This is a genomic window from Nocardia stercoris (assembly GCF_003696265.1).
Taxonomy (GTDB): Bacteria; Actinomycetota; Actinomycetes; order Mycobacteriales; family Mycobacteriaceae; genus Nocardia; species Nocardia stercoris.
The window spans coordinates 171832-183879 of record NZ_RFFH01000001.1 but is presented as its reverse complement, the minus strand read 5'-3'; the positions used below and the strand labels follow the sequence as shown (position 1 = coordinate 183879).

Below are 12048 nucleotides of genomic sequence, written 5' to 3'. Positions count from 1 at the left end.
GTGAAAACTTCACCCCCTGATACCGGCCACTGGGCGCAATTATCTCGCGATGCTGCGCATTAGCTGATCGGTCAACCGCGCAGCTGGGGACCGCCGGAACAATTCGCTGCGCAACACCCGTGGTACGGGTCACCGACCTGTGGCGCGGGTTCGGCCGGACCGTGCACGGCATGGTCGTACCGAGCCGACCCCGGCACGCAGAAAGGTTCCCGGCCCGCCGCACGCCGCGGGCCGGGAACCCTTCGCAGTGGTCAGTGCCTGGTCAGCTACCCAGGACGGCGTTCATGATGGTGCCCGCACTCGTGGCGGTGACGCCGCCGATCATGGCGCCGGCGACCATCTTCGGTGATTCCAGGCCGCCGCCGTTCCACTTCTCCCATGCGAACCGGCCACCACCGTAGGTAATGGCACTCACGCCGGACAGCATGCTGAACCAGGTGAAGTAGCGGGTCAGCTTCATCAGCTTGTCGGCGGCCGGCGGGGTCTCCGGAGTCGGGTTGCCGAACTGCGCCAGCACCGTGCCGTACATGTCGTGCGCGGCCAGAAACATGCTCACGTTCGAAGTCCTCTCGAATGCTGGATGTGTTGCCAGGATGGAACTATCCGCCGCCCGCTGGCGCGGAACGGCCGTACGCATGCAGACAGAACTCGACGATCGAAAACATTGAACCCTATGCCCGGGGTTCGCTGCAGCCGGACACACCGCAGCCGGTTCACCCCGGCATCACCCGCGCGTCACTGAACGTTCGATCAATCCGATGTGGATGGTTGCGGGCGAACCTGACAGCATCGCAGATACTGTCGGGAAGAACCGCCACACGGGGGAGGAAATGCCGTGGCCGCCAGCACAACTCGACAGCCGGAACCCGGCGAGGGCACATCCGCGCCTCGAGTCACTACAGCATCACCAACCACATTGGAAACTTCCGTCACAGCGAGCGCGTCGGGCCGGCGGACCGGAAACGCGACGACGGAGCGCGACATCACAATTGGGCCTACCCGCATGTCGCGGGGGCGGGGCGTGTTGCGCCGAGTGATGCCGGATCGTGACGATCTGCCCGCCTGGATCCGGCTGTTGGCCCTGGTCGCGGTGCTGGCCGCGCTCGCCGCCGCCGTCACCGGCGCCACCCGGGCGAGCACCGTCCGGGCCGGGATCGAGCAGCTCGGACACCACACCGCACCGCAGACCGCGGCCACCGAGGACCTGTCCTTCGCCCTGGCCGATATGGACGCGCGGGTCGCCGACACCCTGCTGGCCGGATCCGACCCGGAGCTGGCCCAGGCCAAGACCGACGCCCAGAAGATGTACGGCTGGCGCCGCAATCAGGCCGATTCCGATCTGCTGCAGGCCATGTCGGTAGCCACCGACGACGAGCAGTACGCCATCCGCGACCTGCTCGACCGCATCACGAAGTACGAGGCGCTGGCCTCGAACGTCATGCAGCTCAACGATATCGAGCACAATCCGGCCGGGCGCCCGTCCGGCGCGGTACTCGACCGGTACAACCAGGCCTCGGGCATGCTGACCGGAATCCTCACCGACGCACACGGTCTCACCACCGCCAACGTCGGCGTCGTCGACCGTGCCTACGACCGCACCGAATCCGCGGCGACCTGGATGCGGGTGTGGCTCATCGTCTTCGGTGGCCTGGCCCTCGCGGCGCTGATCGCGCTGCAGATCCTGCTGGTGGTCCGGACCCGCCGCCTGGTCAACCCGGCCCTGGTGGTCGCGACGCTGCTCCTGGTGGCGGTGACCGGCACCGGCTTCGCCGCCGCGACCTCGGCCGCACACCAGCTGACCCTCGCCCAGCGGCAGGCCTTCACCTCGATGCTGGACGTGCAGCGAGCCCGGGCGGTCGGCTACGACGCCAATGCCGACGAAAGCCGGTACCTGCTGAATCTCGACCGAGGCGGACCCTACGAACAGGCCTTCTTGACCAAGTCCCAGCAGCTGGCGGATGTCGGGGCACGGTCGGGGCCCGCGTACAGCCCGGCGTTGAACACCGCCCTGGACGCCCATCGGCGCACCGGCGCGATCGGGTTCACCGGCCTGCTCGCCGACCGGCTGCGCGGCGCAGCCTTCCCCGACGAGGCGTTCACCTTGAATCTGGCGCTCAACACCTTCCGCTCCTACCAGCGCGACGACCAGGTCCTGCGGCACACCACCGACCTGCGGGACGCCGTCGCGTTCAAGACCGATACCGATTCGCTGCACCCGGACGGCGACTTCCAGGACTTCGATTCCAAGCTGTCGCTGGTCCTGTTGAACGAGCGCCTGCACTTCGAACGGGCCACGGCGGCAGGTGCGGACGCGCTGGCGGGCTGGACCTTCGCCCTGCCCTACGGCGCCCTGGCGGCGGTCGCGGTGCTGGTCCTGCTCGGAATTCGCCCCCGGCTGGCGGAGTTCCGCTGACGGACGGCGAGTTCCCCTGCCCGGCGGGAATATTGACGGAATTTTGACGGACCGAAGTGGCAGCATGACACAGGTGGGTGGGTCCCACCGATTCGAGGAGCGGGGCGGGGAATGACACGCAGTGCGGCGGGAACGACACCGTGCGAGCAGCCGGGTTGCGGCGGCACCGTCGAGGACGGCTACTGCGGAATCTGCGGGCTGGCACCGGAACCGGCCGCGCGGTGCGGCCAGCCCGGGTGCACCGGCACCGTCGAGGACGGGTACTGCACGGTCTGCGGCCTCGCGCCGGTGTCGACGCCGATCGCGGCGTCCGTTACCGGAAGGTCTACGGGCAACTCGTATTCCGGCACCTTCACCGGCACCTCGGCCGGGGGCAGCCGCCGCACCAGCAACCGGACCCGTTCCTCGCGCACCGCGCGGTCCACCCGCGGTGGGCTGGGGGCCGGCCTGGTGGAGATCCCCCGGGTCGAGCGCCGGGATCCGGCCACCGCGATCATGGTGGATCCTCAAGTGCCGGAACGGGATCGGTTCTGCAGCCGCTGCGGGAAGCAGGTCGGGCGCGGCCACGACGGGCTGCCCGGACGGACCGAGGGTTTCTGCGCGCACTGCGGCACCGCGTACTCGTTCAGCCCCAAGCTGCACCCTGGTGATCTGGTCGCCGGCCAGTACGAGGTGCTGGGCTGCCTGGCCCACGGCGGCCTCGGCTGGGTGTATCTGGCCCGCGACCGCAACGTCAGCGACCGCTGGGTGGTGCTCAAGGGCCTGCTCGACAGCGGGGACGCGGACGCCATGGCCGCCGCGGCCGCCGAGCGGCGCTTCCTGGCCAGCGTCGAGCACCCGAACATCGTGCGGATCTACAACTTCGTCGAGCACCCGGACCCGCACACCGGCGCGATCGTCGGCTACATCGTGATGGAGTACGTCGGCGGCGCCTCGCTCAAGGAACTGCGCTCCCGGCGCGCACCCGACGGCACGCTCGAACCGCTCTCGCCCGCAACGGGTCTGGCGTACATGCTGGAGATCCTCCCGGCCATGTCCCACCTGCACGCCAGCGGCCTGCTGTACTGCGATTTCAAGCCCGACAACGTGATCCAGTTCGAGGAGCAGCTCAAGCTCATCGACCTGGGCGCGGTGCGCCGGATGGACGACGACGACAGTGTCGGCTACAAGACCGACGGCTACTGCGCGCCGGAGCTCGAAACCCGCGGCGCCTCGGTCGAATCCGACCTGTACACGATCGGGCGCACGCTCGCGGTGCTGATCTTCAACTTCGACTACCGGCGGGCGCACCGGTTCGACCTGCCCTCCCCTGCCGACGTGCCGGTCCTGGCGCAGCATCCGTCACTGCACCGCTTCCTGTTGCGCGCCACCGCCGCCGACCCCGACGAACGCTTCGGCTCGGCGGCGGAGATGGTCGAGCAGGGCACCGGCGTCCTGCGTGAGGTGGTCGCGGCCCAGGACGGTAAGCCGCGTCCGGCCATGTCGGTGCGGTTCACGCCCGAGCGCGCGGTGTTCGGCGCCGATCCGGCCGAATGGCCGCAGCCGCTGCGCCCGGCCGCCGTCGCGGCCGCACTCCCGGTTCCGATGGTCGATGTGGCCGACGCCGCGGCCGGCTGGCTGGCCGGCGCGGTCGGCGGGGACGCCGCCCGGCAGATCGCGGCGCTGTCGGCCGCGCCGATCCAGACCTACGAGGTCCGGCTCGCGCTGGTACGCGCCTACCTGCAGGCGGGCGATCTGGGCACGGCCACAGCCGATCTCGACCAACTGGAGGAGAGCGAGGACGGCGACTGGCGGATCGGCTGGTACCGCGGCCTGACCGCGCTGGCCGCGGGCGACCCCGCCACGGCGCGCGACCGGTTCGAGGAGATCTACACCGCACTGCCCGGCGAGGCCGCGCCCAAGCTGGCGCTGGCCGCCACGGCCGAATGCGCCGGCGACCCCGCGGCCGCCGCCCGGCTCTACGACCTGGTGTGGCGCACCGACCACGGATGGCCCAGTGCCGCTTTCGGTTTGGCGCGCTGCCTGGTGACGGCCGGCGACTTCGATCGGGCGATCGCCGCGGTGGAGTCGGTGCCCGAGTCCGCCGGACAGTACCTGCCGGCCCGGCTGGCGGCGGTCCGGATCCGGGTCCGGGCCGCGTCCGAGCGCTATCTGGTGGAGGCCGGGCAGACCCTCGACGCACTGGACCTGGATCCGGAACGGCAGGCGCGCTTCAGCATTCAGGTACTCGACGCCGCCCGATCGCTGGTCGGCACCAGCTCCCCCGCCGACGCCGGAACCCGGATCCTCAACTGCGCGCTCACCGAACGGGCGCTGCGCACCGCCCTGGAAGCCCAGTACCGCGAGCTGGCCCGGCTGGCCACCAACCGGGTCAGCCGGCGCGATCTGGTGAACCGCGCCAATGCGGTCCGTCCGATGAGCTGGGTGTGATCCGGGTCGTCCCGGATCCTCGTGGAGGTTGAATCATGGTGACATCGACGTCTTTTCGCACGCCCGACGCCGCCGCGTCCGCTCCGGCGAACGCGCCCGCCCCGCAACCGGTAGCGCCCAGCGTGCCCACCCGGAGTCCGCTCGCGCGGCTGCGGGACCGGCTGCCGCACCGCGCGGACCTACCGGCCTGGATCCGCTTGCTCGCCGCTGTCGCGGTGATCGCCGGACTCCTTGCCGCCCTGTGTATCTCGTCGGGGGCCACCTCGCTCCGCAACGGCATCGACGTGATCGGCCACCGCACCGAGCCGCAGGTGAGCGCCACCGAGGATCTGTCGCTGGCCTTCGCGGACATGGACGCCCAACTGGCGAATCTGCTGCTGGCGGGCGGTGATCCGACGCTGACCGCGGTGCGCGACAGCGCCCTGAAGACCTACGAGGACCGCCGTAAGCAGGCCGATGCCGATCTGCAGCAGGCGAGTTCGATCGCCGGACAGGACGAGCACGCCAAGCACGCCGTGCAGGGTGTGCTGGACCAGTTCGGGACGTATGAGGGCCTGGCCGCCAAGGTGATCCTGCTCGACCAGACCGAGCACAACCCGGCCGCACAGCCCGCCCCCGATCTGCTGGACCAGTACCGGCAGTCGGCTGCGCTGCTGGCCGACCAGCTGCTCCCGGCTGCCCACGGCCTCACCGGCGACAACACCGCGGTACTGCAGAACTCGTACACCTCGACCCGGGGCGCCGAGAGCACGGCCACCGTGCTGCTGATCGCCTGCGGTGTCGTACTTCTCGGCGCGCTGATCGGGTTGCAGGTACTGCTGGTGCGCACGATGCACCGGCGGATCAACCCGGGTCTGCTGGGCGCCACCCTCGTATCGCTGCTCCTGTTGGGCGGCGCCGTACTCGGCGATCACAATGCGGTGAACCAGTTGCAGATCGCCCGCTACGACGCCTTCGACTCGCTGATCGCCCTGGACCAGGCCCGCGCGATCGGCTACGACGCCAACGCCGACGAGAGCCGCTACCTGCTCGACCCGGACAAGGGCCAGCTCGAACAGCAAGCGTTTCTGAACAAGTCGCAGGCGCTGGCCGATCTGAAGGTGTCGAGCGTCGGCGACTACGACGCCGCCCTGACCAAGGCGCTCGCCGCCTACCGCGCCGACCACGCCGACATCCGGTTCGGCGGCGCGTTCGGCGACGAGATGCGCAACATCACCTTCCCCGGGGAACGCGCCGCCGCCGAGAAGATGCTGGCGTCGTACCAGGTCTATCAGCGCGACGACCGTACGCTGCGCGCGACCGCGAAAAGTGATCCGCGCCAAGCGGTCACCTACGACACCGATGCACAACCGGGAACATCCGACGGCGACTTCGGTACCTACGACACCGATCTCTCCGCCCTGATCGCGGTCAACCAGCACGCCTTCGACACCGCTGTCACCGCCGGCTCCGCCGACGCTTCCCGCTGGTCGAGCTGGCTCCCGTTCACCGGTGCCCTGCTGATCGCCGCCCTGGTCCTGCTCGGAATCCGCCCGCGCCTCAACGAATATCGGTGAGGCATGTCCCGGGGCCTGCCCGTCCTGGGGAGCCGACCGGACCGGCGCCACCTATTGTGCGTCTCATGAACAGCGGACGGACCGAAGGGTTCAGCGACGGGGTGTTCGCGGTCGCGATCACCCTGCTGGTGCTGAATCTGCATGCGCCCGAAGGGGATCTGAAGGCGGGCCTGCAGCACATGTGGCCCGCCTACCTCGCCTATGTGGTCAGCTTCCTCAATATCGGCATCATGTGGCTGAACCACCACGCGATGTTCCGCCATGTGGTGCGGGTGGACCGGAAACTGCAGCTGCTCAACCTGGTCCTGCTGATGGCCGTGGTGGTGGTCCCGTTCCCCACCGACCTCGTCGGCCAGCAGCTCGCGCACAATCTGCACGGCGGCGACACCAAGACCGTCGCACTCGTGTACGGCCTGGTCATGATCGCCATGGCACTGGGCTTCACCAGTGTGTGGTGGTATGTGGTCCTGCGGCCGGGTGTGCTCGACGAGCGCCTGGACAAGGCCCAACTGCGGCAAGCCAATCTGCGCTTCCAGGTCGGCGGCGTCGGCTATCTGATCGGCACCGCGCTCGCCCCGTGGCAGCCGCTGGCCGCGCTCATCCTGTTCGGGCTGCTGTCGCTGTACTACGCCTTCGAACACCTGCCGCAGCCGGCGGTCCCGGCCGAATGAAACCCGGTCGGCGTCAGGGCTGTCCGATCGCGGCCAGCACCGTGCGCGCCTGATAGTCGGCTCCCAGCTGGTTGGGGTGCAGCGGCGCGGCCAGGCCGACCGGATAGTCCGACCACGGCACCACGCCTTCGAACCACCGCACACCGTCCGGCTGGCACACATCGTGCCCGGCGCTGCCGGTGTAGGTGTCGACGTATTCGACCCCGGTTTCGGCGGCCACCTGCCGGATCACCGCGTTCATGGTGAGCATCAGCGTCCCCGACCAGATCGCGTCCGTGGTGCCGAACGGCATTGTCGGGTAGCAGCCGTGGTCGACCGGTCCCGCCTGCGGGTAGTCGAGCATGAGGATGCGCGCGTGCGGCGACCGGGCCCGGATCCCGGCGATCGTGGCGACCAGTTCCGGCTCGACGGCCCGGATCTTGTCCTGCATGGCGTCGTCACCGTTCACCACGTACCGGTCGTGGCACGGCGACACCGCCGGGCCGGTGCTGACGCAGGTCGGGATGGTGATGAACATGTCGGCGTCGTTGGCGCCGACCTGCAGGGTGACCAGGTCGGTGTTCGGGCTCAACCGGTCGAACTCCGGGGTGTTGGTGTCGAACCACATCTCCTGCGGCCCGGCCATCGACGTCGTCTTCGCGCCGGTGCAGGTGGCGTCCCGGAAGGTCGGCACGTGCAACGCCGCGGCGATCTGCTTGGGATAGTTGTGCATGCTCTGGTAGCAGCCCCACGGTACGAATTCGGCCGTGGCCTGGCTGAGCGAGGCATCGGCCGAATACGAGTCGCCCAGGGCCACATATTCCCGGTAGGGCCCGGGACCGGTGTCGTCGGCGTAGGCGGTGACCGGGCAGGCGGCCAGGACGGTGGCGGCCAGCATCGCGACGGCCGGCATGGTCAGTGATTTCACCGTGTCTCTCCTCACCCCAAGGACGGTGTACGAATCCCAGTGTCACCAGGGGAATCGCCGGTCACGGACCGAACCCGGAAGGCCGTATCCACATCGGTATGCTCCCCCGCCTCCCCGAGTTTCTGCGGATGGCTACGTGCCGTCGACAGCAGTGCACCCGTGGCGGCGGTCGGGTGCCGACCCGATTCTGGGCGTACCCGGGGAGTTACCCGGGCCGTACGAAATCAGTTGTCGCCTCGGAACGGCGGCGGGTGGAACGACCTCATGGTGCACCCCTCACCCCAGGCTTGCGCGGACCCGGTAACCTCGTTGCGGATGGTTAGTGTGTCCAGTCTCGTTCGGTCGAAGTCCGCACCCACTCCCTTCGCCCGCCTGCTGTGGCTGATTCCGGTGGCGCTGACGGTGGTGTGCGTCTTTTGGCTACGCCACCCCAGCTGGCCGCTGCAGCCGATCAAGCGGGAGTTCATCGACCTGCAGGTGTACCGGCTCGGTGTGCAGGCCATGTGGCACGGCGCCGACATGTACGGTCAGCTGCCCAAGACGACGGTCGGGATCGGGCTGCCGTTCATCTATCCGCCGTTCGCGGCGCTGGCCCTCGGGCCGATCGTGCTGCTGCCCTGGCATTCGGCGGCCATGGCCTTCTTCGCGCTGTCGGTGGCGGCGCTGGCCGGGACGCTGTTCGTCGCCGCCCGCCGGCTCTGGTCCGGCCGCACCGAACTGGCGCTGTGGGCGACCGCGTGCGCGGTGCCGCTGGCCCTGCTGCTGGAACCGATCCATTCCACACTCGACTTCGGGCAGGTCAACATCCTGCTGATGGTGCTGGTGGCCGTCGACTGCCTGGCGCTGCCACCTCGCTACCGCGGAATCGGGATCGGGATCGCCGCGGCCATCAAGCTGACCCCGGCGGCGTTCGTGCTGTTCTTCCTGATCCGCCGCGACTACCGGGCCGCGATCACCGCGGCGGTCACCGGCGCGGTCGCCACCGGCGTGGCGTACGCGATCCTGCCCGGCGAGTCGACCAAGTACTGGTTCGGCGGCATGGGCAACGTGTCGGGCCTGAGCGGTTCGGCCTTCCACACCAACCAGTCGATCCAGGCCGTGCTGGCCCGGTTCCAGGTGCCCAAGCCGGCCTTCATGCCGCTGTGGGCGGTGCTGAGCCTGGTGTTGCTGGTGCTGGTGACCGCGGCCATGCGCAAGGCGGTCGACAACCCGGCCTTGGCGCTGTCGTTCAACGCGGTGTTCACGCTGCTGGTGTCGCCGATCTCCTGGTCGCACCACTGGGTGTGGATCGCGCCCGGCCTGCTGGCCGGAGTCGGCACGGCGGTGCGGCTACCGCGCCGGACCGCGCTGATCTGGTTCGCGGTCCTCGCGGCCACGGCCTGGGTGTTCGTCTACGGCCCCCAGAACTGGGAGCCGGGCGACGACAACCGCGAATTCCATTGGACGCTGGTCCAGCATCTGTGGGGTGACACCTACGTGTGGCTGAGCGTGGTCCTGGTCGCGCTGTACCTGTTCGTGGCGCCACGCACCGCACCGGCACGGCAACCGGAGTCGGCCCTCGCCGCGTGACTTGTCTCACCGCTGCGCAATTGCGCCGGTGACCAAGGGTGAATTTCCGGGTTTGCTGTGATTGTGTTGTCGAACCAGTTTCTACACAGGAGTTTTCGACATGCAGCTTGGTAAATGGACTGCGACGGCCGCGCTCACCGTGAGTGCGCTGGCCACCATCGGCGCCGGTGTCTCGCACGCCGACACCACCCCCGAGGCCACCGGTATCGCGCTGACCCCGGTCGCGGCCCAGGACGTGGACCTCATGGGCGGCGTCGACCGGACCCGGGTCGACCTGAACAACCCGACCGTGCAGAACGACGCGCTGATCGGCGCGCTGCTCGGCTTCCTCGGCAGCGGCGTCGGTGTCTCCAGCGGCGCGGCGCTGGGTGCCGCCATCGGCATCGTGACGGTGGACCCGGGCCTGCCGCAGTCCTTCAGCTGACTCACGCGCAGCTCGCCTCGGGGCGGTGACCGATTCCGGTCACCGCCCCGAGTTCGTTTGCGGGAAAATGACACAGCCGCACAGCAGATGTCGCAATCCCGCCGATCCGAACCGGTCCAGCCGGAAATATTGTGCCGTTCAGCCGATTTACCGCACCCGATCGCGCCCGAAGCGCGTAGAACTGAACAGCAGTGAGCACGACCGAGTTTCGGCACACCGGCGACGCCGGGGCGGCGAGAGGACCGGGCACTGGACACTCTGTGGCGATTCATCGTGAACCGGCGGCACCAGCTGCTGGTCGACTCCTACCTGCACGTCTCGGCGGTGGTACAGGCCGTACTGATCGCCACCGCGCTCGCGGTGCTGATCGCAGTCGTGGTCTACCGCAGTCCCTACGGCTCGGCCGCGGCCACCGCGGCGGCGGGCGCGCTGCTCACCGTGCCCTCGTTCGCGCTGCTGGGGCTGCTGATCCCGCTGCTCGGACTCGGGGTGGCGCCGACGATCACCGCGCTGGTCATCTATTCGATCCTGCCGGTGCTACGCAACACCCTCGTCGGCTTGGACGCCGTCGATCCGGCGATCGTCGACGCCGCCCGCGGGGTCGGCATGAATCGGCTGCGGGTCCTGGCCCGCATCGAACTGCCGCTGGCCTGGCCGGCCATCCTGACCGGCATGCGGATCAGCACCCAGCTCGCCATGGGCATCCTGGCCCTGGCCGCCTACGCGAAGGGGCCCGGGCTGGGCAATCTCATCTTCTCCGGGCTGGCCCGGCTCGGCAGCCCCAACGCGGTCCCGCAGGCCCTGGTCGGCACGGTACTGGTCGTGCTGGGGGCGCTCCTGCTCGACGCCTGTTATCTGCTCATCGGCCGGCTCACCACACCGAGGGGGATCCGTGAGTGAAACCGTCAGCGTGTCCGGTACGTCGATCGTGCTCGACGCGGTCACCAAACACTATCCGGGACAAGCCGATCCGGCCGTCGACGCGGTGTCGATGGAGATACCGGCGGGCGAGGTCGTGGTGCTGGTCGGTCCGTCGGGCTGCGGCAAGACCACCACGATGCGCATGATCAACCGGCTGATCGAACCGAGTTCCGGCACCATCACCATCGACGGCCACGACACCGCCGGGGTCGACCCCGACCGATTGCGCCGCGGGATCGGCTATTCGGTGCAGCAGGGCGGCTTGTTCCCGCATCTCACCGTGGCCAAGAACGTGGCGACCGTGCCCGGCTTGCTCGGCTGGGATCGCAAGCGGATCGCCGACCGGGTCGACGAGATGCTGACCCTGGTCGGCCTGGATCCGGGCACCTTCCGCGGCCGGTATCCGCGTCAGCTGTCGGGCGGCCAGCAGCAACGGGTCGGGGTCGCCCGCGCCCTGGCCGCCGATCCGCCGGTGCTGCTCATGGACGAGCCGTTCGGCGCGGTCGACCCGATCACCCGCGGCCTGCTGCAGGACGAATTACTGCGCCTGCAAGCGGAACTGCGCAAGACCATCGTGTTCGTCACCCACGATTTCGCCGAAGCGGTGAAGCTCGGTGACCGGATCGCGGTGCTGGGCAACCGGTCCCGCATCCTGCAATACGACACCCCCGGCGCGATCCTGGCCGCGCCCGCCGACGACACCGTGGCCGGATTCGTCGGATCCGGTGCGGGCGTACGGCAATTGACCCTCACCCGGGTCGGCGAGGTCGAGCTGGGCACTTGCCCGGTCTCGGCTGTCGACGAACCGGTCGAACCGGTGCGCGCCGCCCTCGACGACCCCGCCCAGCCCTGGGCGCTGATCGTGGACGACCACCGGCGCCCGCTGCGCTGGGTGTCGAAAGAGCATCTCGCCCACGCCGATTCGCTGTCCGAGGTGGGTGATCCGGTGCGCGAGACCGTATCCGACCGCTCCACCCTTCAGGAGGCGCTCGAGGCGCTGCTGACCGGGCAGGCGGCGCGGGCCGTGGTCACCGGCCCCGCCGGCGAGTACGCCGGGCTGATCACCGTCGACACCCTGATCGCGCATCTCGCGGAGGTCCGGGCCGGCGCGGGCGCCCCGGCGTGAGCGGCCCGGGCGCGGAGGAGACCGGGCGCGC

The 12048-nt window shown here is 69.4% G+C and carries 10 protein-coding genes; 8 read left to right on the top strand and 2 right to left on the bottom strand.

Going from position 1 to position 12048, the window contains the following annotated elements; all coding sequences use genetic code 11:
* Positions 1-262 precede the first annotated feature (262 nt).
* A complete protein-coding gene (locus EBN03_RS00750; protein ID WP_122185901.1) occupies positions 263-550 on the bottom strand; it encodes a hypothetical protein in 288 nt (95 codons plus the stop codon).
* Positions 551-1003: 453 nt separating this feature from the next.
* On the opposite strand from EBN03_RS00750, the gene EBN03_RS00745 reads away from it, so the two are divergent.
* The 4 genes from EBN03_RS00745 (at position 1004) to EBN03_RS00730 (ending at position 7070) form a co-directional block, all read left to right on the top strand.
* On the top strand, positions 1004-2413 hold the full coding sequence (locus tag EBN03_RS00745; protein ID WP_158675500.1) for a hypothetical protein: 1410 nt from the start codon (positions 1004-1006) through the stop codon (positions 2411-2413).
* Positions 2414-2524: 111 nt separating this feature from the next.
* A complete protein-coding gene (locus EBN03_RS00740; protein ID WP_122185899.1) occupies positions 2525-4843 on the top strand; it encodes a serine/threonine-protein kinase in 2319 nt (772 codons plus the stop codon).
* A 35-nt stretch (positions 4844-4878) separates the two neighbouring features.
* Positions 4879-6399 (top strand): hypothetical protein, encoded by a 1521-nt coding sequence (locus tag EBN03_RS00735; RefSeq protein ID WP_147471421.1) that lies wholly within the window; start codon positions 4879-4881, stop codon positions 6397-6399.
* Between the two features lie 65 nt (positions 6400-6464).
* Complete coding sequence (locus tag EBN03_RS00730) at positions 6465-7070, top strand: TMEM175 family protein (RefSeq protein WP_122185897.1); 606 nt, start codon at positions 6465-6467, stop codon at positions 7068-7070.
* Positions 7071-7083: 13 nt separating this feature from the next.
* Here EBN03_RS00730 and EBN03_RS00725 read toward each other — a convergent pair whose 3' ends face one another.
* A complete protein-coding gene (locus EBN03_RS00725; RefSeq protein ID WP_122185896.1) occupies positions 7084-7977 on the bottom strand; it encodes an SGNH/GDSL hydrolase family protein in 894 nt (297 codons plus the stop codon).
* 315 nt (positions 7978-8292) lie between these two features.
* Here EBN03_RS00725 and EBN03_RS00720 point away from each other — a divergent pair, with 315 nt between their 5' ends.
* The 4 genes from EBN03_RS00720 (at position 8293) to EBN03_RS00705 (ending at position 12017) form a co-directional block, all read left to right on the top strand.
* Positions 8293-9546: a glycosyltransferase 87 family protein gene (locus EBN03_RS00720; protein WP_122185895.1), complete on the top strand. Its 1254-nt coding sequence runs from the start codon at positions 8293-8295 to the stop codon at positions 9544-9546.
* Positions 9547-9646: 100 nt separating this feature from the next.
* Positions 9647-9970, top strand: coding sequence for a hypothetical protein (locus EBN03_RS00715; RefSeq protein WP_122185894.1), 324 nt, complete (start codon positions 9647-9649; stop codon positions 9968-9970).
* A gap of 249 nt (positions 9971-10219) precedes the next feature.
* Positions 10220-10870: an ABC transporter permease gene (locus EBN03_RS00710; RefSeq protein WP_122185893.1), complete on the top strand. Its 651-nt coding sequence runs from the start codon at positions 10220-10222 to the stop codon at positions 10868-10870.
* The gene (locus EBN03_RS00705) at positions 10863-12017 is read left to right on the top strand and encodes an ABC transporter ATP-binding protein (protein WP_233608014.1); all 1155 of its coding nucleotides are present in this window, start codon (positions 10863-10865) and stop codon (positions 12015-12017) included. Before EBN03_RS00710 ends, EBN03_RS00705 begins: the two co-directional genes overlap by 8 nt.
* Positions 12018-12048: the final 31 nt, after the last annotated feature.